General features: G+C 33.2%; 22 protein-coding genes and 3 pseudogenes. 15 read left to right on the top strand and 10 right to left on the bottom strand.

The annotated features are described in order from the left end of the window. Positions 1–121 precede the first annotated feature (121 nt). The 8 genes from K5I29_RS09865 to K5I29_RS09830 all read left to right on the top strand — a co-directional run bounded on the left by K5I29_RS09865 (position 122) and on the right by K5I29_RS09830 (position 6,992). Entirely contained in the window at positions 122–817 is a 696-nt protein-coding gene (locus K5I29_RS09865) for a GLPGLI family protein (protein WP_264432920.1), read from the top strand. Between the two features lie 100 nt (positions 818–917). Next, complete coding sequence (locus K5I29_RS09860; protein WP_264432918.1) at positions 918–1,145, top strand: hypothetical protein; 228 nt, start codon at positions 918–920, stop codon at positions 1,143–1,145. A 48-nt stretch (positions 1,146–1,193) separates the two neighbouring features. Beyond that, positions 1,194–1,931 (top strand): GLPGLI family protein, encoded by a 738-nt coding sequence (locus K5I29_RS09855; protein ID WP_264432916.1) that lies wholly within the window; start codon positions 1,194–1,196, stop codon positions 1,929–1,931. Further along, complete coding sequence (locus tag K5I29_RS09850; protein WP_264432914.1) at positions 1,931–2,566, top strand: GLPGLI family protein; 636 nt, start codon at positions 1,931–1,933, stop codon at positions 2,564–2,566. Before K5I29_RS09855 ends, K5I29_RS09850 begins: the two co-directional genes overlap by 1 nt. Before the next feature lie 110 nt (positions 2,567–2,676). Next, entirely contained in the window at positions 2,677–2,874 is a 198-nt protein-coding gene (locus K5I29_RS09845; RefSeq protein ID WP_264432911.1) for a hypothetical protein, read from the top strand. Positions 2,875–2,877: 3 nt separating this feature from the next. Continuing rightward, a complete protein-coding gene (locus K5I29_RS09840) occupies positions 2,878–3,375 on the top strand; it encodes a GLPGLI family protein (protein ID WP_264432910.1) in 498 nt (165 codons plus the stop codon). 135 nt (positions 3,376–3,510) lie between these two features. Continuing rightward, the gene (locus K5I29_RS09835; protein ID WP_264432907.1) at positions 3,511–4,212 is read left to right on the top strand and encodes a GLPGLI family protein; all 702 of its coding nucleotides are present in this window, start codon (positions 3,511–3,513) and stop codon (positions 4,210–4,212) included. A gap of 101 nt (positions 4,213–4,313) precedes the next feature. Next, a complete protein-coding gene (locus K5I29_RS09830; protein WP_264432905.1) occupies positions 4,314–6,992 on the top strand; it encodes a carboxypeptidase-like regulatory domain-containing protein in 2,679 nt (892 codons plus the stop codon). Between the two features lie 32 nt (positions 6,993–7,024). Here the strand turns inward: K5I29_RS09830 and thiL are convergent, their stop codons facing one another. Then, on the bottom strand, positions 7,025–8,095 hold the full coding sequence (thiL, locus tag K5I29_RS09825; protein WP_264432904.1) for a thiamine-phosphate kinase: 1,071 nt from the start codon (positions 8,093–8,095) through the stop codon (positions 7,025–7,027). Between the two features lie 329 nt (positions 8,096–8,424). On the opposite strand from thiL, the gene K5I29_RS09820 reads away from it, so the two are divergent. Together K5I29_RS09820 and fabD are read left to right on the top strand one after the other, a co-directional pair. Continuing rightward, positions 8,425–10,596, top strand: a complete 2,172-nt coding sequence (locus K5I29_RS09820) for a TonB-dependent receptor (RefSeq protein ID WP_264432903.1) — start codon at positions 8,425–8,427, stop codon at positions 10,594–10,596. Positions 10,597–10,908: 312 nt separating this feature from the next. Next, positions 10,909–11,784, top strand: coding sequence for an ACP S-malonyltransferase (fabD, locus tag K5I29_RS09815; RefSeq protein WP_264432901.1), 876 nt, complete (start codon positions 10,909–10,911; stop codon positions 11,782–11,784). Positions 11,785–11,838: 54 nt separating this feature from the next. Here fabD and K5I29_RS09810 read toward each other — a convergent pair. Together K5I29_RS09810 and K5I29_RS09805 are read right to left on the bottom strand one after the other, a co-directional pair. After that, a pseudogene (locus K5I29_RS09810) lies at positions 11,839–12,447 on the bottom strand (FAD-dependent oxidoreductase); the annotation flags it as partial. A 1-nt stretch (position 12,448) separates the two neighbouring features. Further along, positions 12,449–13,019 (bottom strand): annotated as a pseudogene (locus K5I29_RS09805) (MarC family protein). A gap of 151 nt (positions 13,020–13,170) precedes the next feature. On the opposite strand from K5I29_RS09805, the gene K5I29_RS09800 reads away from it, so the two are divergent. The 5 genes from K5I29_RS09800 to K5I29_RS09780 are packed head-to-tail and all read left to right on the top strand — an operon-like array spanning position 13,171 to position 16,646. Beyond that, positions 13,171–13,737: a DUF3109 family protein gene (locus tag K5I29_RS09800; RefSeq protein ID WP_264432900.1), complete on the top strand. Its 567-nt coding sequence runs from the start codon at positions 13,171–13,173 to the stop codon at positions 13,735–13,737. A 46-nt stretch (positions 13,738–13,783) separates the two neighbouring features. After that, the gene (locus tag K5I29_RS09795; protein WP_264432899.1) at positions 13,784–14,479 is read left to right on the top strand and encodes an AAA family ATPase; all 696 of its coding nucleotides are present in this window, start codon (positions 13,784–13,786) and stop codon (positions 14,477–14,479) included. Positions 14,480–14,481: 2 nt separating this feature from the next. Further along, entirely contained in the window at positions 14,482–14,760 is a 279-nt protein-coding gene (locus K5I29_RS09790; protein WP_264432898.1) for a hypothetical protein, read from the top strand. Between the two features lie 14 nt (positions 14,761–14,774). Beyond that, complete coding sequence (dgt, locus tag K5I29_RS09785; RefSeq protein WP_264435190.1) at positions 14,775–16,112, top strand: dGTP triphosphohydrolase; 1,338 nt, start codon at positions 14,775–14,777, stop codon at positions 16,110–16,112. Between the two features lie 42 nt (positions 16,113–16,154). Next, complete coding sequence (locus K5I29_RS09780) at positions 16,155–16,646, top strand: DinB family protein (protein WP_264432896.1); 492 nt, start codon at positions 16,155–16,157, stop codon at positions 16,644–16,646. Positions 16,647–16,702: 56 nt separating this feature from the next. Here the strand turns inward: K5I29_RS09780 and K5I29_RS09775 are convergent, their stop codons facing one another. The 7 genes and pseudogenes from K5I29_RS09775 to polA all read right to left on the bottom strand — a co-directional run bounded on the left by K5I29_RS09775 (position 16,703) and on the right by polA (position 25,624). Beyond that, complete coding sequence (locus K5I29_RS09775) at positions 16,703–17,842, bottom strand: M20 metallopeptidase family protein (RefSeq protein WP_264435189.1); 1,140 nt, start codon at positions 17,840–17,842, stop codon at positions 16,703–16,705. Positions 17,843–18,457: 615 nt separating this feature from the next. Continuing rightward, a complete protein-coding gene (gene tsf, locus K5I29_RS09770; protein ID WP_264432895.1) occupies positions 18,458–19,423 on the bottom strand; it encodes a translation elongation factor Ts in 966 nt (321 codons plus the stop codon). 98 nt (positions 19,424–19,521) lie between these two features. Further along, a complete protein-coding gene (rpsB, locus tag K5I29_RS09765) occupies positions 19,522–20,271 on the bottom strand; it encodes a 30S ribosomal protein S2 (RefSeq protein WP_264432894.1) in 750 nt (249 codons plus the stop codon). Between the two features lie 143 nt (positions 20,272–20,414). Beyond that, positions 20,415–20,801 carry a 30S ribosomal protein S9 gene (gene rpsI, locus K5I29_RS09760; protein ID WP_264432893.1) on the bottom strand — a complete coding sequence of 129 codons (387 nt, stop codon included), beginning with the start codon at positions 20,799–20,801 and terminating at the stop codon, positions 20,415–20,417. Next, complete coding sequence (gene rplM / locus K5I29_RS09755; protein ID WP_264432892.1) at positions 20,801–21,256, bottom strand: 50S ribosomal protein L13; 456 nt, start codon at positions 21,254–21,256, stop codon at positions 20,801–20,803. Before rplM ends, rpsI begins: the two co-directional genes overlap by 1 nt. Positions 21,257–21,396: 140 nt before the next feature. Then, the gene (locus K5I29_RS09750; RefSeq protein ID WP_264432890.1) at positions 21,397–22,686 is read right to left on the bottom strand and encodes a serine hydrolase domain-containing protein; all 1,290 of its coding nucleotides are present in this window, start codon (positions 22,684–22,686) and stop codon (positions 21,397–21,399) included. Between the two features lie 102 nt (positions 22,687–22,788). Next, positions 22,789–25,624 (bottom strand): annotated as a pseudogene (polA, locus tag K5I29_RS09745) (DNA polymerase I). Between the last annotated feature and the right edge of the window lie 40 nt (positions 25,625–25,664).

Below are 25,664 nucleotides of genomic sequence, written 5' to 3'. Positions count from 1 at the left end.
CCTTTTTTATTATAACTAAACATTTGTATTTGCTTATTATAAGATCATTAGTTCGAGGTTGTGTTAATACATAAATTATATTAATAAGCTGCTTACATAAATATTTTCACTTTTTAAATAAATGAATAAAAAATTTCTTTTAATAATATTACTGTTAAACTGCTTTTATGTTTTTTCACAAAGCTATAAAATAAGCTATGCTTTTTCTTTAGTTTCAGATCCCGATTCCATAAAAAATCAGCAACAAAAAAACTATTATAAAACTATATTTATTCCAGAGCATCAAAATAATTTAGGTGTTTTGTGGATTACTCCAGAAGGGACTATGTTTGAACAAGAAGGCACTTTAAAAAATGTTTACGGTACAGCACCTTTTATTACTTCGCGATTTACATCAAAAAAAGACCAACGAATTTATCTTAAGAAAAATAAAAATTTAGTAAAACAAGGATCTTATTATTATCGAAACTTTATAGACTATAATTGGCTAATAACTACCGAGCAAAAAAGTATCGATGGTTTTACATGTTACAAAGCAGTTGGAAGTTTAAAGAGTGTTAATGGTAATCCTTACTATATGGAAGCTTGGTTTAGTCCAGAAATACCAATTCCTTACGGTCCGGAAGATTATGCTGGTTTACCAGGATTAATTTTTGAAGCTTACCGTTTAAATGGATTGGGGGTGCATTGGAAATTAAAAAGCATTGAAAAAAATAAGACGAAAGTATTTAATTTACCAGATCCGGATGATGTGATACATTATGAGAGTTTTGATAAAATTTTTTTTGATGAGATGGAAAAGCTAAAAAGGTTGTAAGTATAAAACCGTAACAGTTTTAACATAAAACACGTAATATATATACTTTCTTTATTATTATTATTATTATTGGTTATTAATCATTTTTAAAATATTTATTATGAAAAAATTTATTTTATCAGCTGTTTTTGTAATGGCTATTTCCAATGTGTTTGCATTCTTCTCACCTAATTATCGTTGTGTGGAGTTGGCAGCAGCTGCTGTTAATGCTACTGATGATTATAGAAGTCAAGAGCAAAGTGCCCCATTAAACGATGTTGATCGTGATGCAATTTATAATCAAGTTTATAATACTTGTGTTGCAAGTGGAACGAATGCTGAGATTTAAATCTAAATCAAACGACCGCTCTAAGCGGTCGTTTCTAACTATTCAATTATGAGATACTTATTATTATTATTATTTACTACTATTTGTTTTGGGCAGCAACATAATAAGGAAATAAAAATAACCGAAGTTACTTACCAGTATTTGTTAGCAACTTCTGGTAAAGAGCTAAGCCCAAGGCAAGAAAAAGAACAAGAATTATTAAAAACCATAACAGCAACGTTTGGGTTTACTAATCAACTTGCTAAATACCAAAATCAAAGCAATCCTGCTTTATATTCTGACTTAGATTATTTTTTAGCTAAACTTAAGTTAGGTTCTAATATTATTTATAATATAAAAAATCGTACGCAATTTTTGTTTCTTGGAGATTCATACAGTAATTTTTATTTTAAAATGCCAATAAAAAATAAAGATTGGAAATTGGTAAACGAAACCAAAACAATAAACAACATTGTTTGTTACAAAGCTACATTAGTCGATACGTACAATTATCAAGCTTCCGACGGAACAATAAAAGAATATACCAAACATATTACTGCTTGGTATGCACCCAGTATTGCTGTACCTGTAGGATTGAATCAGATGAATGGTTTGCCGGGATTAATTATGCAATTAGATGAAGCTAATAACGGTAGTTTTATTGTTACATCAATTGTGTTTAACAAGCAAGTACCTGCAACTTACTTTGATGCACCGAAAAGATTTACCGAACGAACCGATTACGAGGCTTATAGGGAAGAAATGAGAAAGAAAATGAGGGATGTTCAAAACGGAAATTTTAGATAATGCAAAAAGTACTGTATATATTTTTATCGCTATTTACTTTATCTGCGTACGCACAAAATGTACAAATAAAGTATCAAAATACGTTTGCTAACATAAAAAATGTAGGTTTAAATATGGAGCAAAGTACATTAGTACTTGCTAACCAAACGGCATGGTTTTATTGTGAGGAATCACCCCAAAAAATACATTTTGTAAATTCATATTTCTATAATTTACAAAATGTAACCGGTTATATGGTGTTTCCTAAATCAGATATTTTAGGGATAGACCAACCTTATTTGGTACCAGTAAAAATACCTGATTGGAAAATTACCACTAACCAGAAAAACATTGCAGGCTATGTTTGTTATAAAGCAACTGGGCAATATACAAACTTAGCAACCGGAGTTACCGACATTATTGAAGCTTGGTTTGCAAAAGATTTACCTTATTCTGTTGGACCCAATGGTGCGATGGGGTTACCCGGGATTATTTTAGAATACACAAGTAAAGAATTAAATTTTTTAGCTACTGAAGTGCTACTAAATAATACAACGGAATCTATACCATGGCCATCTTACCCAGTGGTTAGCTTACAAGAAATTGATAAAATAATTGATGCTAAAATTGGGCATTTTAAAAGTAAAAACGAATAAATTTTATGTTGTTAAATTGATTAGTAATGTGGTTTGATGGTTAATTGTTGCTTACCATATTTGTATCATACTTTATCTGTTTGTTTTCTAATCTTAAAAAAGAACTTTTTATGAAATTACTTTTTAACTTTTTTTTGCTGTTTCTTGTTTGTTCAGCAAACAGCCAAAATTATAAAATCATTTATTCTTTTGAGTATTTAACTGATTTAGAAGATATTAAAAATGGTATGGTTAAAGAATATTACAGCTCCTATTTTAAAGATAATTATAAAAATACCTACGGAGTTTTGTATGTAACTAATCAATGAGCTTTGTTTGAGCAAGAAGGCGATTTACATAATGCATTCAGTACAACCGATCCTTATATTGCAACCAGTTATCAATCTAAGTCAGAGCAACAACATTACAAAATAAATTCACCGGCTTTAAATTTACCTGCTTTATACCACCACCGTAATTTTGCAGATTACGATTGGCAAATAACTACAGAAAGTAAAATAATAGATGGCTTTACGTGTTACAAAGCGCGTGGCGTTATAAAAAATTTTAATGAGCAGTATAACCAGCATATAGAAGCTTGGTTTTGCCCAGCAATTGCACTCCCGTACGGGCCATATATTTATGCGGGGTTGCCAGGTTTAATTTTTGAGGTTTATAGATTAGACGGTAAAGAATTACATTGGAAACTAAAAGCTATAGAAAAAAACAAAACCAAAAGCTTTGCAGTACCAGACGCTAAAAAAACTATTCATTATGAAGTGTACGACAAACTTTATGACGATGCTATTCAGAAAATAATGCGACAATAAGTTAGTTATAGAGCCCTAATTAATGTTTTCAGTTTTAACTAGTAATTGCATTTTAACTGAGTTTCTCCCCTTTAATCTTGTTTTTTTGGATATGTATTTATGCGTTTTGTATTTTGAATATCAAAATATTAAGTAATGAATAAAGCTATTATAATTTTTTTTCAAGTATTTTTTCTTTCTGTTTTTGCGCAAAATTATAAAATCACATATGAGTTTAGTTCGGCTATTGAAACTGATACCATTAAAAATATTCATAAAAAAAGATATTATGAAAATCACTTTCTTGAAGCGAGCAAAAACACATTTGGAGTTTTGTACATTACTTCAAATGGTGCCATTTTTGAACAAGAAGGAAATTTGAGAAATAGAATGTTTCCAGAAAGAGATTTTTTTAAAAAAGTTTATTCTTTTAAACCCCAGCAAAAAATTTTATTTAAAAATAGCCCATACAGTGCTACAAAATATGATTACTATTATAAAGCATTTAATGACTACAAGTGGGAAATATCTACTGTGTTTAAAATGATTGATAATTATAAATGTTATAAGGCGCAAGGTTTTTTATATGATGATTATTCTTTAAAAGAAATACCGGTTGTAGCCTGGTTTTGTCCTGAAATTCCTTTCCCATACGGGCCTAACGATTATGCTGGTTTACCAGGATTAATTTTTGAAGCGTATCGCTTAGATGGTACTGATTTGCATTGGAAGTTAAAATCAATTGAGCTTAATAAAACTACTAAAACGCAATTAATAGATCCTGATAATTCTGAAGATTTTAGAACAGCACTTTTAAGAATTAAACAAGAAATGGATGCTATTATGCAAGATAAATGAGGTTAATAATTACTGACTGGTCGCTTTTAATAGTTTTGTATGCTTCTTAAAATCTTAAATAAGCTTTTTCATACAGCTATTTTTTAATAAATAATGTCAATATGCCAAAAAACCACTTGCTTTTACTTATTTTTTTATGTTTTTTAAACGCGGTAGCCCAAAACCGCAAGCTACAAGGTACTGTTACCGATACGTTGCATAATCCGCTAGATTATGCCAATGTGATGGCTGTACCTCAAACCGAAAACGGAAAAATGCAGTTTACACCAACCGATGAAAAAGGGAAGTACATTTTAGAACTTGATGCACGTGTAGCGTATGCTATTACGGTAAATAATTTTGGCTACCAACCGCAAACCATTACTATTAACCCCAACGATAACATTACGCAAGCCAATTTTAAATTAGTGGCAGAAGCTAATATGTTAGACGAAATTGTTATTGATTACGACTACCAACCTATTGTTATAAAAAAAGACACCATAATTTATAATTTAAACAGTTTCGTTAACGGTAACGAACGTAAATTAAAAGATGCGTTAGAAAAATTGCCAGGGGTTGAGGTAAAAGATAATGGTGATGTAACGGTGCAAGGCAAAAAAGTTACGCAACTACAGGTAGAAGGAAAAAGCTTTTTTGGTGGTGGAACCAAGTTAGCAGTTGAAAATATTCCGGCTGATGCCGTTGATAAAGTTGAAGTAATTGACAACTTTGTTGAGGTTGATTTTTTAAAAAAAGTTTCAAGCTCTGAAGATTTAGCAATGAACATTAAACTAAAAGAAAACAAAAAAAAGTTTGTGTTTGGTGATATAGAAGCAGGAGCCGAGATAGCCAATGATAATGAATTTTACATAGGTAATGCAGCCTTGTTTTATTACAGCCCTAAAACTACGGTAAACCTTATTGCGGACGCGAATACTGTGGGTAAACGTATTTTTTCTTATTCTGACTTGGTACGTTTTGAAGGAGGAATAAGTAGCTTTTTACCAGGCGGAAGAAAATCGTTAAGTGATTTAAGTAAATTTTCGAGTGAAAATAAAGATGTAAAACAAAACAAGGCCCAATTTGTAGCAGCAAGCTTGCAACAAGCTATTTCTAAAAAAGTAGATGTTACCACATTTTTGGTGTTTTCTAAAGTTTTTTTAAATCGATTAACAGAAACCAATACCGAGTACATTCAACCCGATGCTAATGCGTTGTTCGAAACTAGAAGTTCAGAATCTAATGATAAAAACACCATAGGATTATGGAATACAAAATTAGATTGGAAGCCCAATAAAAAAAATCGCGTATTTTATAATTTCAATTTAAAATTAGGATCAGAAAATCTAAATAATCATTTAGAAACATTTAATAGTTTTTCGCCAAATGACTTTTCTATTCGCCAATCGGTAAACGAAACGAATTTTAAACAGTTTTTTGAATGGCATCAAGATGTTAGTAAAAACTTTTTATCCACTTTTGTACTGAACCATACCTATAATTTTAATAAACCTAAAAATACGTGGTTATCAAGTAATCCTTTTTTAGAAAGTTATTTACCAATTCAATCTGCTGACGAAACAATTGTTGAACAAGTAATTTCGAATAAAGAACAAGTAATCGATCTACTTTTAAAAAATTACTGGATTATTAATCAACTCAATCACTTGTATGTAAATATCGGAAACAGCTTTACAACCAGTAATTACAACAGCAATGTACAACAACAAATCAATTCAGATCAATGGTATGATTTTAAACCAACAGGTTATTTTAATGTATTGCATTATAAGCTAAACGATTTTTATGTAGGTTTAGAATATAAATTCTATATCGGCAAATTAATTAACACGCCCGGTTTATATTGGCATCAATATAAAGCAGATATAAACCAAGCAACAACTAACCAAATTAGTAAAGGTGCTTGGTTGCCGCAATGGCTGAGTGAATATGAATTTGGACGCGGAAAAAAATTTCGTTTTAATTACAACATGCAAACTGCGTTTGCAACAGCAGCTCAGCTAGCCGAAGGTAAAATGATAACTTCATACAATGCCGTTTACCAAGGTAATGCTTTACAAAGCAACGAGAAATATCATAATATGCATGCTAGCCTTAACAAATTTTCTATGCTGCATGGCTTATCTTATTTTCTAAATGCCAATTATGTAAAAAAAGAAAATGCCCGTAGAAATGAAATTGCTTACGACGGTATTAATAGATTTACAACCACGGTTTTGACTAATTTACCCGAACAACGTGCTGGTTTTTTTGGTTCAGTTTCTAAAGTAATTCATGATGTTCGATTTGAAGTGAATACCAGTTTGTCGTGGAGCGAATATTATCAAAATATCGATGGAATTTATAACCAATACAATCGCAATTCGCAAGCATTCACAGGTCAAGTAAGAACGTTGTTTGATAAACATTTGCCACGCATTAAAGCAAGTTATACACGTAGTTTTAACCAAATAAATGGACAGCAAAAAACAAGTTATAAAACAGATAATTATTCAGTATCTGCTGATTATCGTTTTTTAAAGCATTTAGTTGTAGATGCATCGTATGTAAAATTTGTTAATTATTCGGCCTTTGCAAGTAATTCTGATTACAATATTTTAAATGCTAGTTTGCGTTATCAGAAAAAAGACAACCCATGGATTTTTGAAATACAAGGACAAAACTTATTAGGCAATAGTAAAAAGGTACAGAATACGATTACCGATTATTACATTTCCGAAACAACTTTTTACGTTTTACCCAGAATGGTTATGTTAATAGCGCGTTATAAGCTATAAAAAAATCCCCGAATTAATTCGGAGATTTTTTTTTATAAAACAACTTGTGCATCTTCATCATTGTTTTCTGGTTCCCAGCCACGGGCTTTTAAACCAATAATATTGTTACCGCGTGTTACCAAATTGGTTCCAGAATTTACATCGGTCATGTGGCCAATAATAGATAAGTGCGGGTTGTGTTTTACTTTATCAAAATCTTCCATTTTAACAGTAAACAACAACTCAAAATCTTCTCCGCCGTTTAAAGCAACCGTGGTAGAATTAATATTAAATTCTTCACAAACGTTAATTAACTGCGGATCTAAAGGTAATTTATCTTCGTAAATATTGCAGCCTAAGTTTGCTTGCTTACATAAATGCATCACTTCACTAGCTAAGCCATCTGTAATATCAATCATACTGGTAGGTTTTACCTCCATTTTTTCAAGCAATTCTTTAATGTCCGTACGTGCTTCGGGCTTTAGTTGGCGCTCTACCAAATACGAATACGGTTCTAAATCGGGTTGGTTATTAGGGTTTACCAAAAATACTTGTTTTTCACGATCTAAAACTTGCAAGCCCATATAGGCAGCACCAATATCGCCAGTAACCACAATTAAATCGTTAATACCAGCACCAACGCGGTAAGTAATATCTTCTTCGTTTGCTTTTCCGATTGCAGTAACCGAAATAATTAAACCTTTGTTAGATGAGGTTGTATCTCCGCCTACAACATCTAATTTATAAACTTTAGCTGCTGTTTTAAATCCGTCAAAAAGTTCATCTAAAGCTTCAACCGGAAAACGATTAGAAACAGCCACCGAAAGCAAAACTTGGGTTGGTGTTGCATTCATAGCTGCCAAGTCAGAAATGGCGTTTACAATAGCTTTGTAGCCCAAATGTTTTAAGGGCATAAAAGACAAATCAAAATGAACGCCTTCTACCATCATATCGGTCGAAACTACAACTTTTTCGTTTTCAAATTGTAAAACGGCTCCATCATCGCCCGTTCCTTTAATGGTAGATTCGTTTTCTATTGCAAATCCTTGGGTTAAATGTTCTATTAAACTAATTTCTCCTACTTGAGATAGCTGAGTTCGTTGTTGATTTTTATCTTCAATCATAGCATTTATGTATATGTTGCAAATTTACAAATAATAACAATGCTTTGCAGATTCTAGTTTAAAAAAGCGATTTGTAAGATTTTTTTAGGTTTTTAGGAAGAATTAAAAAATAATTGTAAGTTTGTCCCGTCTCAAAAGGGGTGCCGTTACGGCTGAGATCATACCCGTTGAACCTGGGCAGATAATGCTGTCAAGGGAAACACCGAGATGCGCATTGAGTGCACGCTTTGCTAGTTCTAATTTTAGAGCTCTTCTCGAAAAACAAACAAATCATTTAATTTTAACACAAGTAAGTAATTGACCCCTTTTTATTTGTAATTTTTTTACGAATGAAAAATTCAATTTTATTTCCATTGTGTGCTGTTATGTTTTCTTCAACAGTAGCAGCACAAAATCAGCCTAAAGATACCGCCAAGGTAGCTAATTTAGACGAAATTGTTATATCGGCTATTCGCGCCACCGATAAAACACCCATGGCACATTCTACCTTAACCAAAACAGAAATTGCAAAACGCAACCTAGGGCAAGATATTCCGACGTTGCTAAATTACATGCCTTCGGTTGTTACAACAACTGATGCAGGTAACGGTATTGGTTATAGCGGCATTAGGGTGCGTGGTAGTGATGCAACCCGAGTTAACGTAACCATTAACGGGATTCCGTACAACGATTCCGAATCTCAAGGTACCTTTTGGGTAAATTTACCCGATTTTGCATCAAGCACACAGAACATGCAATTGCAACGTGGGGTTGGAACTTCTACCAACGGTTCGGCTGCATTCGGAGCAAGCTTAAATTTGCTAACCGATGTGCAAAATAAAGATGCATCAGCTTCTGTGGCAACTTCTTTCGGAAGCTACAACACGCAAAAATATACCGTTAAGTTCTCGACTGGATTGTTAAATGATAATTTTGAGTTATCAGGTCGTTTATCAAAAATTAGTTCAGACGGTTATATAGATCGAGCAACTTCAGATTTACAATCGTATTTTTTACAAGGTTCGTACAAGCTTAAAAAATCATTATTTAAAGCTTTGGTTTTTGGTGGTAAAGAAATTACATACCAAGCTTGGAATGGGATAGAAGATAAAGAATTGCTGAAAACCAATCGCCGTTTTAATACCTCAGGAATTTATTACGATGCCCAAGGTAATATGCAATTTTATAAAAATGAAATTGATCATTACAAGCAAGATCATTACCAATTGCATTGGTCAGAACAATGGTCAGACGTTTTTTCATCGCATTTTGCGCTGCATTATACCAAAGGTTATGGCTATTTTGAAAACTATAAATCCAACCAATCGGTTGTCGAATATGGCTTGTTTAATAAAGATAGCTTTGGTAACGCAGTTGAAGAAACCGATTTAATTCGTCGCAAAATATTAGATAATAACTTTTACGGATTTGTTTTTTCTGGAACCTACAACAAAGATAAATGGAATGTAATTGTTGGAGGAGCGGCTAATAAATACCAAGGCGATCATATTGGCCGTGTTTTATGGACAAGCAAAGGTGTTATGAGCCAACCCGATCAACAATTTTATTTTGATCAATCAACAAAAACAGATGCAAGTTTTTATGCTAAAGCAACGTACGATGTAACCGATAATTTAAGCTTGTTTGCCGATATGCAAGCCCGTTTTGTAACCTATAAAGCCAATGGGCTAGAAACCGGATTAGTAAACGATAAATTTTCTTTCTTTAATCCTAAAGGAGGAATTAATTATGTGTTTGATGAAAAAAGCAGCGCATATTTTTCGTACGCCAAAGCACATCGCGAACCCAACCGCGGCGATTACGAAAACGGAAATCCAAAACCAGAAGAATTAAATGATTTTGAATTGGGCTGGCGTTTTAAAACCGATAAAGTAAAACTAAACGTAAACGCGTATTACATGCGTTATAAAAACCAATTGGTGGTAACCGGAGCGTTAAACGATGTTGGTTTTCCGATTCGTGAAAACGTGGGAGATAGCTACCGTTTAGGTTTAGAAGTTGATGGAACGGTACAAGTACTTCCAAAAGTATTTATTAGCCCAGCCATTACCATTTCGCAAAACAAAAATTTAGATTTTAAAACACATTGGAACGGAGAAATAGAAACTTTAGGTAAAACCAACATTGCTTTTTCACCTGATTTTATTGCATCAAACGCCATAACATTTGTGCCTTTACAAGGTTTTCAGGTTTCGTGGTTAACTAAATTTGTGGGCGAGCAATTTATGGCGAATACCGATAGCAAAGCTTCTAAATTAGATGCGTATTTTGTAAATGATATTAGCTTAAACTACAATTGGATTCCTAAAAAGGTTTTTAAATCGGTTCAGTTTTCTGTTTTATTAAATAATATTTTTGATGTAAAATATATTTCTAACGGATATTATTACACGTACGATGATACGTGGACAGCGCCAAACCAAACGCAAACCATAGAAGGATCGGGGTATTACCCACAAGCAACCTTTAATATGTTAGCTGGTGTTACGCTTAATTTTTAACCGAATCATAACACGTAAATAACCCTGAATTAAAAAAAAGAAAAAATATTTTATAAGTTGACGCAACCTTTTCGGTTTTTGTGCATCTTAGTTATATACGAAACAAATTATTTTAGGTGATAATCTGTTTTTATTAAGTTTAACTTAGTAAGAACTTCGTACTTTAAATTTAGGGTTAGAAAAAACTGCCACGGCTTAGGCAGTTTTTTTCGTTTTTATACCTTTCTGTTTTTCTTCTCTTTTTCTTTCAATCAAAACTTAATAAATTTTATTACTACATTTGCACTTAAACAAACGCAAAATATCTTAATAATGAAAGCATACGTTTTTCCAGGTCAAGGCGCTCAGTTTACTGGCATGGGTAAAGATTTATACGAAAACTCGGCAGTTGCAAAGCAATTGTTTGAACAAGCGAATGAAATATTAGGTTTCAGAATTACCGACATTATGTTTGAAGGTACTGCAGAAGAATTAAAAGAAACAAAGGTTACACAACCAGCTGTTTTTTTACATTCTGTTATTGCAGCTAAAGTTTATCCTGAATTTGCGCCAGAAATGGTTGCAGGGCATTCGTTAGGAGAATTTTCTGCTTTAGTAGCTAACGGCGCTTTATCTTTTGAAGATGGATTAAAATTAGTTTCTAAACGCGCATTAGCGATGCAAAAAGCTTGCGAAATTACGCCAAGTACAATGGCAGCAGTTTTAAACTTACCAGATGAAAAAGTTGAAGAAATTTGTGCTGAAATTGATGGGGTTGTGGTAGCTGCTAATTACAACTGCCCAGGTCAATTGGTAATTTCTGGAGAATATAAAGCGGTTGAAGCAGCTTGCGAAAAAATGAAAGAAGCAGGTGCAAAACGTGCTTTAATTTTGCCTGTTGGTGGCGCTTTTCACTCACCAATGATGGAACCAGCACGCGAAGAATTAGCTGCAGCTATTGAAGCTACAGAATTTGCAACTCCTATTTGTCCGGTTTACCAAAACGTTACAGCAACTGCAGTTTCAGACCCGGCAGAAATTAAAAAGAATTTAATCATTCAATTAACAGCACCTGTAAAATGGACGCAATCGGTACAACAAATGATTGCTGATGGAGCAACGGAGTTTTTTGAATTTGGACCTGGTAAAGTTTTAGTAGGTTTAGTAAACAAAATTGATAAAAACGTTGCAACTACAAAAGTTGACTAATTTGATATAAAACAAAAAACTCCCGAAATTTTCGGGAGTTTTTTTATTTTTTAATCGAATCGAATCATGAGCGTGGGTTTCGTTCCCGTCGTTCCATAAAACTAAAATATCAGTAGCAACCATGGCGCCGCTTCCGGCAGCAATTGCCAATTGGCTGCGATGTCCGGCTAAGGTTCCGGCAACATAAATGCCTTGGGTAACCAAATGATCGTTGTTTTTAAGTTGAATTCTGTTTTTTGAGGGAATTGATTTTTGATGATCTATTACAAAATCTTCTAAACCTTCAATAGTAAATGCCGAGTTACCTGTGGCAATAACTAACAAACGCGATTCGTAAACTTCATTTTTATTGGTATGAACTAAAAAAGTTTGATTGGTAGTTTTTTCAACTTTAATCACTTTTTCATTTTCAATACAATCAATTTGTGGGTATGTATTTTTAAGCTGATCTAAGCTGTTAACCAACAAATCGGCTCCTAAAGTTCCGGCCGGAATTCCAAAAGCATTGTTGTACAAACCATCTTGCAAAGCTGATGCTCGCTGGTGTGCTAAAACGCCAATTTTTTTATCGGCCATAAAAGGCTTTTTACTCGCCGAACCTAAAACTAAAGCACAAGAAATACCGGCAACGCTGCCTCCAATAATTAATGCATCGTAAATCATATTATAATAATCCTTTTATGTTAGTAGCAAATAACTTTACAGAAATAGCTAATAAAATTACACCAAAAACTTTTCTAATAACTGCTAATCCGCCTTTACCTAATTTTCTTTCAATAATTGGCGATAACTTTAAAACGATATAAACAATTATTATGTTTAATAAAATAGCAAAAATTATATTAATGGTCTGAAATTCGGCCTTTAAAGATAAAATGGTAGTCATGGTTCCTGCTCCAGCAATTAGCGGAAAAGCAAGCGGAACAATTGATGCGGTATTGGGTTCTTCATCTTTGTATAACTGAATACCTAAAATCATTTCTAAAGCTAAAAAGAAAAGTACAAAAGCACCCCACAGCAAACGATTTTACATCAATCCCAATTAGGTTTAAAATTTGTTCTCCTAAAAATAAAAAAGCAATCATAATTACGGCTGCAACAATAGATGCTTTTTCAGACTGAATGTGCCCAACTTTACGTCTCAAATCTACCACTATTGGCACACTGCCAATAATATCAATAACAGCAAATAAAATCATAGTTGCCGTCATTATTTCTTTTAAGTTAATTTCCATTTTTTGTAAAAGAATATAATTTAAGTTTTATGCAAAAGTAATGTTAATTTTGAGTTCTCTATACAATTCTAAAATTATTTAAAGAATAAGCCCATTTTAGGTACCAATAAAAAGCTGTATCTTTGTAGCCATTTATAAAAAGTAGAAAAAAATGTTTCAGCTAGGTAAAACGATTGTTTCTGAAGAAATTTTTGAAAAAGAATTTGTATGCAACTTAACCGCTTGTAAAGGAGCTTGTTGTGTTGATGGTGATGCGGGTGCGCCTTTAAGTAAAGAGGAAAATTTGATATTAGAAGAAATTTATCCGATTGTTAAACCGTATTTACGCCCCGAAGGAATTAAAGCAATTGAAGAACAAGGAACTTGGATTGTTGGTGCCGATGGCGATTTCGAAACACCATTAATTAACGGAGCCGATTGTGCTTATGTTATTTTTGATGGCGATACAGCTTTATGCGGTATTGAACAAGCTTATAACGAAGGTAAAATAGATTGGAAAAAACCAATTTCGTGCCATTTGTATCCAATTCGTATTCGTGAATATTCAGATTTTTCTGCTGTAAATTACCACCGTTGGCATATTTGTAGCGATGCTTGCGTTTTAGGTAAAGAATTGGCTGTGCCGGTTTATAAGTTTTTAAAACCAGCTTTAATTAGAAAATACGGAGAAGAATGGTATGCAGAACTAGAAATAGTTGCGCAAGAATTAAATAAATAAAAAACTAAGCAGTACTTTTATGTACTGTTTTTTTATTAATACATGTATGAACAATTATTTTTTAGAACGTTCTAAAGTTGCTATTGATGAGGTTTTTTTTGACGAAAAAATTCAAAATAAAATGAATCAGTTTCTATTAGAATATCAATTTAAAAACGATTTATTACAATACAAATTACCAGTTGCTAATAAAATTTTATTATTTGGCGCAACAGGTTGCGGTAAAACACATACAGCCAAAGCCATTGCAACGCATTTTAATTTAAAATTGGTTGTGGTAAATTTGGCCACCATTATCTCATCTAAATTAGGTGAAACAGCTAAAAACCTAGAAGCGTTGTTTAAAGAAGTGCAGTATGAAGCATCTGTCTTGTTGTTAGATGAATTTGATTCGTTAGGACAAATTCGTGATTACGACAATAACGACAATAGCGAAATGAAACGCGTAGTAAATGCCATTATTCAACTTATGGATTATTTTCCACAAAAATCTATTTTAGTTGCGGCTACCAATCAAATTCAAATGATTGATTCGGCCCTGCGTCGCCGTTTTGATTTGGAATTTGAATTTAACTTACCCAACCAACAACTTTTAGATGCGTATTATAATTTTTTATTAGCGCAATATCCGGCCGAATTTACAGCTATGCAACGCGTGTACAACATATCGTTTGCACAAGCACAACAGCATGTCTTTCAAGCCGTAAAAAACAATATTATTCAAAGTAAATTAAACGCATAATCATGTCAAAAATATTACAGTTTTTAAACAAATATCTTTTAGTATTTATTTTAGTTGCTTATTTTTTAAATAAATACGCCAATCCAGATTTAGAATCACAACGTATTACTTTAATAGTTTTGGTGGTTGTTATGTTTTTAAATCTAATTCTTAAATTCTATTTTTTAAAGCAAAACGATAAAGCACAAGGTACTAACCGTGTGCGTGGCGGTTTAATACTTATGGCAGTTGCTTTTGTATTGTTGTTTGTTTATGTTTATTTCCGCGGCGTATTTAATTAAAAGTTACAAAAATGATGCAATGGGAAAAGCTTTTGTCTTTAACAAGACAGGGCGATACAAAAAAACGTTTGCGTAAAGATCAAGATCATTTGCGTTTAGGGTACGATTCGGATTACGATCGTATTATATTTTCGTCGGCATTTAGAAGCTTGCAAGACAAAACACAAGTTATTCCGCTTTCTAAAACCGATTTTGTTCACACCCGATTAACGCACAGCTTAGAAGTTTCTGTTGTTGGGCGCACTTTAGGGCGCATGGTTGGGCAAGCTATTTTACAAAAATATCCGTATTTGGCAACCGATTATGGCCATGTTTATACCGATTTCGGAACCATTGTTGCGGCAGCATCTTTGGCACATGATATTGGTAACCCGCCTTTTGGCCATTTTGGTGAACGTGCTATTGGCGATTATTTTAAAATAGGTAATGGGCTGCAATATAAAAATCTGCTAAGCGATAAAGAATGGCAAGATTTAATTGATTTTGAAGGTAATGCTAACGGGTTTTCGGTTTTAACCAGCGATCGTCCGGGGGTAGAAGGTGCGTTGCGCCTTTCTTACGCAACCTTGGGTGCGTTTATGAAATATCCTAAAGAAAGTTTGCCTAAAAAACCAACAACCGAAATTCAAGATAAAAAATACGGTTTTTTTCAGGCTGATAAACAAACTTTTCAGGCCATTGCAACCGATTTAGGATTGATAGATAATGGCGATGCAAATTCCAGTCAAATTCGTTACAAGCGCCATCCGTTAACTTTTTTGGTTGAAGCTGCCGACGATATTTGTTACACCATTATTGATTTTGAAGACGGTATTAATTTACAATGGATTGATGCTGAGCTTATTGATAGTTATTTAAAACCGCTTACCAAAGCCATTAATCAAGAAAAATATAATGAATTGATGCATGTAGAAGATAAAATTTCTTACCTGCGTGCCGTTGCTATTAATTCTTTAATTCAAGATGCGGTTCAAATTTTTTTAAAGCACGAAGAAGAAATTTTAAACGGTACGTTTACTTGTGCATTAATGGATAAAAGTCAGTTTAAAGAGCAGATAAACAATATTTTAAGCATTTGTGTTAAAAAGGTTTACCAATCTAACGATGTGCTTGAAAAAGAATTAAAAGGTTTTCAGATTATAAACTTTTTGCTCGATAAATTTTGTACGGCTTACAACAATCAGTTTGAAAATAAAGCTTCTGCTTTTGATACCATGGTTTTAAAATTATTACCACCGCGCTATCAAGAACAAAAAAGCAGTTTGTATTTGCGTTTGCTAAATATGGCTCATTTTGTTTCGATGCTATCCGATGGTAAAGCTTTACAAATGTATAAAACATTAAATGTTTAATTTACTATATTTACGTATAACATTCACTAATATAAACAACTTATGAGCATTAAAACAGCTTTGTTAATGGAGTTGGAACACGAAAAAAATAATACATTACGTGTTCTTAAAAATTTAAAAAACGACAAGTTCGATTTTAAACCACACGAAAAATCAATGGCTTTAGGACAGTTAGCTAATCATGTTGTTGAATTACACAATTGGATTGAATTGGCTTTAACTACTGAGGTTTTTGATTTACATACCGATTACAAACCTTATACGTTTACAACGGTTGAAGAATTAGAAAAAGCTTTAGAAGCTGGATACGAAAAAAATAAAGCTATAATTGAAAAGCTTGATGAAGAAACGTATTTTACTAATTGGACCATGAAAGCAGGTGATTATGTAATTGCAACTTTACCTAAAGCAGGTGCTTTACGTTTTATTATTACCAATCATTTAATTCACCATCGCGGACAATTAACTGTTTATATGCGTTTGTTAGATTTACCTGTACCAGGAATTTACGGACCATCTGCAGATGAAAAATAAAAAAATCCCCAATTTGGGGATTTTATTATTTTAGTACTTACTTTAAAATTAATAGTTTAGTTAATTAATTGCGGATTATTATCGCTGTTTAAATAATCTAAAATGATTTGTACTTGAGTAGTTACGCCATATTTTAAAGCTGCTTCATCTAAATTAAATTTAGGATTGTGATTTGCAACACCATCACCAACACCTAAAACTAAAAATGCTGTTGGAGCAATTTTTTTATAGTAAGAAAAATCTTCACTAGCTGTCATTCTTTCTGCTTCAAAAACATGAGTTGCCCCAACTGCTTTTTCTGCACTTGCTTTGGCCATTGCGTTTAATTGTACATCATTTTGAATGGCTGGGTAGCTAGAAAAATAATTTAAATCGTAAGTTGCGTTATGTGCTTCTGCAATATTTTCTACTAAAGTTTCTACACGTTCTTTAACTAATTCACGCGTAGGTTGTGATACGGTACGAACGGTAGCACCCAATTCTGCTTTATCTGCAATTACATTGTTTGCGTTACCTGAATGAAATTTACCAACTGAAATTACTGCTAAATCACCCGGAACAACGTTTCTGGCAACCACGCTTTGTAATGCATTTACAATTTGCGAACCAATAACAATAGGATCGGTACCTAAATGCGGCATAGAACCGTGAGAACCTTTTCCATTAATGGTTAATTCAAAACCATCTGATGTTGTAGATGCAGCTCCATTTGGTAAAATTCCGATATGCCCAACTGGCATATTCGGTAAAACGTGCATCCCAAAAAATGCTTCTACATTATCTAAAACACCAGAATTAATAATATCTAAAGCACCTCCAGGATCTTGTTCTTCAGCATGTTGAAAAACAAAATATACCGTTCCGTTTATATCTTTTTGCATTTCAGATAAAACTTTAGCAGTACCTAATAACATGGCTGTGTGCGAATCATGCCCACAAGCATGGCTTACGTTTGGTACTTTTGATGCATAAGGTAATCCTGTTTCTTCTTGCACAGGTAAAGCATCCATATCAGCTCTAAATGCAACAGTTTTACCAGGATTTGCGCCTTTTAAAACTCCTACTATGCTGGTTTTAGCCGGACGAATAACTTCTATATTTTTAAAGCTTTTAAGCACTTTTGCCACATAATCTCCCGTTTTATCTTCTTGAAAAGGAAGTTCTGGGTTTTCATGAATGTGACGGCGCCATTCTATTACTTTTTTTTTCGGGTACTCTTTTTTCGATTTCTAAATTTTGTGCAATCATGGGATGCGCAAGAAATAATAAAAAGGAATACTTAAAAATTTTTTTCATAAGAATAGGGTATTATTTGAGGTTATAAATATTTAGTTTTAGTAGTTTTTAGCCCTTATTTTTATTTTTGCAACCATGTCGCTTGTTTTTATAGTTATTGGGCTTATTTGTGGCTAATAACTACTAAATATGATGTGTGTATAACAAATATAGAAAAATGAGAATGGAATGCCTGATTCAAATACACGTTTTTTATAATTTTAACGTCTTACTTTTTTGACAAAAAAGGCTTATTTTTTCTTTTATTTGAGATTTTTAATAATTAAGGTTAATAATTATTATATTTTGTTAGCTCTCTTTGTTTTTTTTATAGATTATTAATTATGAGCCTTTTTGTTGGGAATATAATAATTGGAGTTGTGTTTTTTTCAATGTGCTATTTGTGCTGTAATTTTAATTATGTCCTATTTAGGTTTTGTTTTATTTAAGAAATAAAATGCTTTTTTGAACTAAAGCATAAAAAAAATCCCGAACGCTAGCGTTCGGGATTTTTATATAGTACTAAAAAGTAGATATTAACCTAAAGTTACACGTTTGAAATCTGTGATTTCAACTTCAAAACCTTTTACGTAATCAGCAACTTTTTTGCTTTCATCTTTAATAAAGTTTTGGTCTAATAAAGCTTTTTCTTGGTCTAAAGTTGTGTTGTCAGAAATGAAACGAGCAATTTTACCAGGAATAATTTTGTCCCAAATTTGTTCTGGTTTACCTTCTTTTCTTAATTCTTCTTTAGCATCTTCTTCAGCTTTAGCTAAAACTTCTTCAGTGATTTGAGAGAAAGAAATGTATTGAGGTACATTTTTCAATGTTTTACCTAAACGCACTAATTCTTCGTTGTCTTTTTCAATTACAGCAATACGAGCAGCTGTTTCTGAAGCAACATATGCTGGATCGAAATCTTTAAATGATAAAGTTTCTGCACCCATTGATGCAACTTGCATTGAAATATCTTTAGTTAAAACTTCTGCACCTTTAACAGCAGCTGATAAAGCAGTTAATGCAGCAATTTTGTTTACGTGAACGTAAGATCCGATATAAGCTCCTTCTAAAACTTCAAATCCACCGATTTCAATTTTTTCACCAATAACACCAGTTTGCTCAATTAATTTTTCAGCAACAGTCATTGTATCATCGTAAGCAGAAGCTAAGAAATCTTCTTTAGTGTTAAAGTTGATTGCTTTTTCTACTAATTCTTTTGCTAAAGCAACGAAAGAATCGTTTTTACCTACGAAGTCAGTTTCACAGTTTAAAGTTAAAATAACACCTTTTGTGTTATCTGCATTAACAAAAGCTACAGCAGCTCCTTCGCTTGAATCGCGGTCAGAACGGTTTGCTGCAATTTTTTGTCCTTTTTCACGTAGGATTTTGATTGCTTTTTCGAAATCTCCTTCAGCTTCAACTAAAGCTTTTTTACAGTCCATCATTCCGGCACCTGTAGATTGTCTTAATTTATTTACGTCCGCAGCACTAATATTTGCCATTGTATATAAAATTTAATAGTTATCTAATGTTTTGTATCAAAAAAGCCGTTAGAGAGAACTTATTCAGTACTCTGCTAACGACTTTATCTTTTTGAATATTATTCTTGAGTTTCAGCAGTTTCTTTTGCAGGAGCAGCTGGTAAATCATCTTTTTCAGATTTTCTATCCGCTAAACCTTCAGCAATTGCGCCTGTAACTAAAGATAAAACTTTGTCGATCGATTTAGAAGCATCGTCGTTTGCAGGAATAACAAAATCAACCTCACGTGGGTCAGAGTTTGTGTCAACCATAGCAAAAATTGGAATGTTTAATTTTTGAGCTTCTTTTACTGCGATGTGTTCTGCTTTAATATCTACGATAAATAACGCAGCAGGTAATCTTGTCATGTCCGCAATAGAACCTAAGTTTTTCTCTAACTTAGCTCTTAAACGGTCAACTTGTAAACGTTCTTTTTTAGATAAAGTCATGAAAGTACCATCTTTCTTCATTTTATCGATAGCAGTCATTTTTTTGATCGCTTTACGAATTGTAACGAAGTTTGTTAACATACCACCTGGCCATCTTTCAGTGATGTAAGGCATGTTTACAGCTGCTGCTTTTTCAGCAACGATGTCTTTCGCTTGTTTTTTTGTCGCAACGAATAAAACTTTACGACCTGATGCAGAAATCTTTTTTAAAGCTTCATTAGCTTCTTCAATTTTAGCTGCAGTTTTATATAAATTAATAATGTGAATTCCATTACGCTCCATGTAAATATAAGGAGCCATGTTTGGATTCCACTTTCTAGTCATGTGTCCGAAGTGAACACCTGCTTCTAGTAATTCTTTAACTTCTACTTTGTTTGCCATTTTTGTGAATAGTTTACGTTCTTGATGATTAGCAATGAATGAGTAGCGAGGAATAATTCGGTCTCAGCCATTTAGATGCTAAACTACCTCCTGCCTCAGCAGGCGTGCAACAAAAACTTAGATTTTTTAATAATAAATAAATATTAACGTTTAGAGAATTGGAATCTCTTACGAGCTTTCTTCTGACCAAATTTCTTACGCTCAACCATACGTGGATCACGAGTTAATAAGCCTTCTGGTTTTAAAATTGCTCTGTTCTCAGCATCAACTTCACACATAGCTCTTGCAATTGCCATACGCACTGCTTCAGCTTGTCCGTTAGTTCCACCACCGTAAACATTTACTTTTACGTCAAAGTTAGCAGCATTTTCAGTCATAGCTAAAGGTTGCATAACTTTGTATTGTAAAGTAGCAGTTGGGAAATATACTGCGAATTCTTTTTTGTTTACTGTAATGTTTCCTGTTCCTTTAGAAACATAAACACGTGCTACAGCAGTTTTTCTTCTACCGATTTTGTGAATTACTTCCATTACTTAATCTCGTTTAAGTTTACAGTTTTAGGTTGTTGCGCTTCATGTTTGTGAGCAGCACCAACGTATACATTTAAATTACGGAATAATTGTGCACCTAATCTGTTTTTAGGTAACATTCCTTTTACCGCTTTTTCTACTAATAATGCAGGGTTTTTTTGTTGCATTACTTTAGCTGTTAAAAATCTTTGTCCACCTGGGTAACCTGTATGACGAACGTAAGTTTTGTCATTTAATTTGTTTCCAGTTAAATTGATTTTTTCAGCATTGATAACGATTACGTTATCTCCACAGTCAACATGTGGTGTATAACTTGGTTTGTACTTACCTCTTAAAAGCATTGCTACTTTTGTTGCTAAGCGACCTAAGTTATGACCTTCAGCATCAACTACAATCCATTCTTTTTGAACAGTTGCTTTGTTAGCTGATACAGTTTTGTAGCTTAAATTGTTCACAATAAAAATTATTTAATTAAACATTCCATTCCTAATTAAAGGAGTGCAAAATTAATCATAATTATTAATTAAACAAACGGATATGGGATAAACTGTATGTTTTTTATCAAAAATTTATTATTTTATATTGCTTTTGGCTTTTACTGTTTTGTAAACAAGTAATTTGCATCTGATTGATTTAGAATAAATTCGTTGTTTTTAAAAGTTATTTTGATACGTGCTGGATGAAACTGAAATTCGGTTTCTGATTTTGCAGCTAACGGAAAATCGGCTTGGCCGGCTGCTTGTGCAAATAATTTTCCGTTTTCAATAAATACTTTTATTTCTATTGGTAAATCATCCGATTTATAAATTCCGATATAATTTTTTAAAATGCTTTCAGGAATTTCTAAATCTGTAAAATCTGGGAATGCAAATGGCTGATTAAAATATATGGCTAATACCGAAATGTTAATTTCGTTTGTATTTGTAGCTACCGCGTTGTTTAAAGCTGTGTAAGCTAATTTTTCGCCCGGGTTATATAAAACTACGGTTTGGTTTGCATCAATTCTGCCTGCATGGCCATAAAACACACGATCTCCAAACGGAATTGCTGTAATACCCAAGCCAAATCCGTTTTGTGTTTCAATCATTTTATCAACCGTTTCTTTTTTTAGTAGTTTGTAACTAAATAAGCCATGAATAAATTTACTAAGATCTTTTGCGTTCGAAATAATGCCGTTTGCTGCGTATAATGCTGGCGAATATTTTTCGTTGGTTTCAACCCAATGGTTTAAACGAAACAAATAACTTGCTGCCGGCTGTTTAGGTTCGGTAATTGCATAACCTTGTAGCGATGTAAAATATAAATTAAGCGGTTTGCAGATGCGCGCAATCAGATTATCGTTATATGTTTTTTGAGTTATTTGCTGTAAAATTTCGCCCAATAAAAAATAATTTGTGCTGGCAAACTTGGTTGCTGTTCCTGGCTCAAACAATAAATCACTAGCTTCAATCCATTTTAAAACTTGTTGGCTTGTTGTATTTTCTACATTTTCAATGCCCACATAATCTGGTAATCCGCTACGGTGGCGCAACAACATTTCTATGGTAATTTGTTTTGCTTCGGGTATTTTCGGGTAAAACTTATTTAAGTTGTCGGTAAGTTTTAATTTTTTTTCATCAACCAATTGTAATATTAAGGTTGCTGTAAACATTTTAGTTATATCACCAATTTTAAATTTACTTTCGTTGTTTAGCTTTACGGTTGGATTGGTTTTGTTGCCATAAGCCGTTTCTAAAACGGTGCTGTTGCCAAGTTTAATGGCGTATTGCCCCATCATTTTCTGATTGATGTTGTAATACGTTAATAGGCTGTCAATTTTACTAATATTGCTTTGTGCAGTTGCTGAAAAGGATATTATTAGAAAAATATAAAGTATTTTTTTCATAAAACGAAACGCTAAAAATTGATGGTTAAAAATAGTTGCTTATTTTGAATAAAAAAAGAGGTTGCTTAACAACCTCTTTTTTAAACATTTATTTATAGTAGATTAATGCGCTTCTAACCAGTTTTTACCTTCGCCAATTTCAACTTCTAACGGAACAATTAGCTTAAATGCATTTTCCATTTCATGTTTTATCATTGGTTTAATTTTATCTAATTCGTCGCGATGCACATCAAAAACCAATTCGTCGTGTACTTGCAACAACATTTTAGATTTCCAGTTTTCTTGAGTTAACTTATTATAAATGTTAATCATCGCAATTTTAATAATATCGGCCGCCGAACCCTGAATAGGTGCATTAACGGCATTTCGTTCTGCACCTCCACGCACCATAGCATTACCCGAATTTATATCGCGTAAATAACGACGGCGCCCCAAAACGGTTTGTACATAACCATTATCACGAGCAAATGCAATTTGCTCATCAATAAAATTACGTAAACGCGTACGTTTTGTAATAGGCATCAATAAGTGCAGCACTTTCTTGGCGGCTTAAATTGGTTTGTTGGCTTAAACCAAAGGCCGAAACACCATAAATAATTCCAAAGTTTACCGTTTTTGCATGGCTACGTTGTTCTTTTGTAACTTCGTCTAAAGGAACATTAAAAACTTTAGCTGCTGTTGCACGGTGAATATCTTCTCCATTTTTAAATGATTGAATCATGTTTTCTTCACCAGAAATGGCTGCAATAATACGCAATTCAATTTGAGAATAATCGGCCGAAACTAATGTGTAATTTTCATCGCGTGGAATAAATGCTTTACGAATCAATCGTCCGCGTTCGGTTCGAATCGGAATGTTTTGCAAGTTCGGATTGTTTGAACTTAAACGTCCGGTGGCAGCTACGGTTTGCATGTAATCGGTATGTACACGATTGGTTGTTGCATCAACTTGTTTTGGCAATGCATCAATATATGTATTTTGTAGCTTTACAACTTGGCGATATTCTAAAATTTTCTGAACAATTTCATTGTCTTTCGCTAAATCGCTTAAAACTTCTTCACCGGTTGCATATTGGCCCGTTTTGGTTTTTTTAATTTTACCGCTACCAATTTTTAACGTATCAAATAAAACTTCGCCTAATTGCTTTGGCGATGCAATGTTAAAGGTTGTACCTGCAATTTCGTAAATGCTTAATTCTAACGCTTTAATTTCTGCAGCAATTTTTTCTGATAATTCGTTTAAAAACGGAACATCTAAACGAATGCCTTCGTGTTCCATAGCTGCTAAAACTTTTACTAACGGAATCTCAATTTCGTCAAATAATTTTCGCGTATTGGCTTTTTGTAATTGCGGTTCAAATTTATGTTTTAACTGAAAGGTAATATCAGCATCTTCAACCGCATATTCTTTAGCATCTTCTAAATCTACTTCGCGCATCGATTTCTGATTTTTCCCTTTTTTTCCAATCAATTCTTCAATTGGTTTTGGCGAATAACCCAAATATGTTTCGGCTAAAACATCCATATTATGGCGCATATCCGGATTAATTAAATAATGCGCAATCATGGTGTCAAACAGCGGGCCGTTTACCTGAATGCCATAGTTAGATAGCACTTTTAAATCGTACTTTAAATTTTGTCCAACTTTTTCTATTTTCTCAGATTCGAAAAATGGTTTTAGTTGATTTAAAATTTCAATCGCTTCGTTTCTATCTTCAGGAAACGGAATATAATAGCCTTGGTTTTCTTGATACGAAAATGCAATACCAACCAATTCGGCATGCAATGCATCTAATCCGGTTGTTTCGGTATCAAAACAAACTGAGGTTTGGTTTAGTAAGTTTTGTACTAATATTTTTACTCCAAATCCGGGTTGAATGGTTTGGTATAAATGATCAGTATCTGCTAAGGTTTTGTAGCTTGAAAAAGCGGGTAAACCATCTTCTGGCATTTCGAACAATGAAAATTGATCGGATGCTTCTGTTTTTTTGTAATGTTTGGGTACAGCAACCTTAAATTCGTCGGTGGTAGAAACTACCTCGTCAAAATCAGCTCCATCTGCAAAAAGTTTTGAGAATTGCTCCTGCATGCGGCGGAATTCTAATTCCTGAAAAATCGCTTCGGTTTTTGCTACATCGGGTTTTTCTAATTTATAAGCTTCGGCATCAAACGTAACCGGGCAATCTAACAAAATGGTTGCTAGTTTTTTAGAAAGTAAGCCCAGCTCTTTAGCTGCTTCAACTTTTTCTTTCATTTTACCTTTTAGTTGATGCGTATTGGCCAATAAGTTTTCCATGGTTCCGTACTCGGCCAAAAACTTTTTAGCTGTTTTTTCGCCCACGCCAGGTAATCCCGGAATGTTATCAACTGAATCACCCATCATTCCTAAAAAGTCAATAACTTGTTCAGGTCTTTCAATTTCAAATTTTTCTAAAACTTCGGGCACGCCCCAAATTTCGATACCATTGCCCATGCGAGCAGGGCGGTACATAAAAATATTTTCAGAAACTAATTGGGCATAATCTTTATCTGGGGTAACCATAAAAACCTGAAAACCTTCTTTTTCGGCTTGTTTGGCTAAGGTTCCAATTAAATCATCAGCCTCAATCCCTGCAACTTCAACAATTGGAATGTGCATGGCACGTAATATTTCCTGAATGTAAGGTACTGCAATTTTAATAGCTTCTGGGGTTTCGTCACGATTTGCTTTGTATTCGCTGTACATTTCTAATCGGGCAGCGCTTCCGGCTTTATCAAAAGCTACCGCTAAATGATCGGGGCGCTCACGTTTAATAACATCCAATAACGAATTCATGAATCCCATAATGGCAGAGGTATCTAATCCTTTAGAATTAATTCTCGGATTTTTTATAAAAGCATAATAACCTCTAAATATTAACGCGTAGGCATCGAGTAGAAAAAGACGATTTTGTGACATGTGTAAATTTTTATAAGTATCAAAAATACAAAGTTCCTTT

The organism is Flavobacterium agricola (assembly GCF_025919725.1).
Lineage (GTDB): Bacteria > Bacteroidota > Bacteroidia > Flavobacteriales > Flavobacteriaceae > Flavobacterium > Flavobacterium agricola.
This window is presented reverse-complemented; position numbering and strand designations above follow the sequence as displayed.

What these genes read in the sequence shown, in the direction of transcription:
- K5I29_RS09865 (WP_264432920.1), top strand. Translation starts at nt 122, where the DNA reads ATGAATAAAAAATTTCTTTTAATAATATTACTGTTAAACTGCTTTTAT.
- K5I29_RS09860 (WP_264432918.1), top strand. Translation starts at nt 918, where the DNA reads ATGAAAAAATTTATTTTATCAGCTGTTTTTGTAATGGCTATTTCCAAT.
- K5I29_RS09855 (WP_264432916.1), top strand. Translation starts at nt 1,194, where the DNA reads ATGAGATACTTATTATTATTATTATTTACTACTATTTGTTTTGGGCAG.
- K5I29_RS09850 (WP_264432914.1), top strand. Translation starts at nt 1,931, where the DNA reads ATGCAAAAAGTACTGTATATATTTTTATCGCTATTTACTTTATCTGCG.
- K5I29_RS09845 (WP_264432911.1), top strand. Translation starts at nt 2,677, where the DNA reads ATGAAATTACTTTTTAACTTTTTTTTGCTGTTTCTTGTTTGTTCAGCA.
- K5I29_RS09835 (WP_264432907.1), top strand. Translation starts at nt 3,511, where the DNA reads ATGAATAAAGCTATTATAATTTTTTTTCAAGTATTTTTTCTTTCTGTT.
- K5I29_RS09830 (WP_264432905.1), top strand. Translation starts at nt 4,314, where the DNA reads ATGCCAAAAAACCACTTGCTTTTACTTATTTTTTTATGTTTTTTAAAC.
- thiL (WP_264432904.1), bottom strand. Translation starts at nt 8,095, where the DNA reads ATGATTGAAGATAAAAATCAACAACGAACTCAGCTATCTCAAGTAGGA.
- K5I29_RS09820 (WP_264432903.1), top strand. Translation starts at nt 8,425, where the DNA reads ATGAAAAATTCAATTTTATTTCCATTGTGTGCTGTTATGTTTTCTTCA.
- fabD (WP_264432901.1), top strand. Translation starts at nt 10,909, where the DNA reads ATGAAAGCATACGTTTTTCCAGGTCAAGGCGCTCAGTTTACTGGCATG.
- K5I29_RS09800 (WP_264432900.1), top strand. Translation starts at nt 13,171, where the DNA reads ATGTTTCAGCTAGGTAAAACGATTGTTTCTGAAGAAATTTTTGAAAAA.
- K5I29_RS09795 (WP_264432899.1), top strand. Translation starts at nt 13,784, where the DNA reads ATGAACAATTATTTTTTAGAACGTTCTAAAGTTGCTATTGATGAGGTT.
- K5I29_RS09790 (WP_264432898.1), top strand. Translation starts at nt 14,482, where the DNA reads ATGTCAAAAATATTACAGTTTTTAAACAAATATCTTTTAGTATTTATT.
- dgt (WP_264435190.1), top strand. Translation starts at nt 14,775, where the DNA reads ATGCAATGGGAAAAGCTTTTGTCTTTAACAAGACAGGGCGATACAAAA.
- K5I29_RS09780 (WP_264432896.1), top strand. Translation starts at nt 16,155, where the DNA reads ATGAGCATTAAAACAGCTTTGTTAATGGAGTTGGAACACGAAAAAAAT.
- tsf (WP_264432895.1), bottom strand. Translation starts at nt 19,423, where the DNA reads ATGGCAAATATTAGTGCTGCGGACGTAAATAAATTAAGACAATCTACA.
- rpsB (WP_264432894.1), bottom strand. Translation starts at nt 20,271, where the DNA reads ATGGCAAACAAAGTAGAAGTTAAAGAATTACTAGAAGCAGGTGTTCAC.
- rpsI (WP_264432893.1), bottom strand. Translation starts at nt 20,801, where the DNA reads ATGGAAGTAATTCACAAAATCGGTAGAAGAAAAACTGCTGTAGCACGT.
- K5I29_RS09750 (WP_264432890.1), bottom strand. Translation starts at nt 22,686, where the DNA reads ATGAAAAAAATACTTTATATTTTTCTAATAATATCCTTTTCAGCAACT.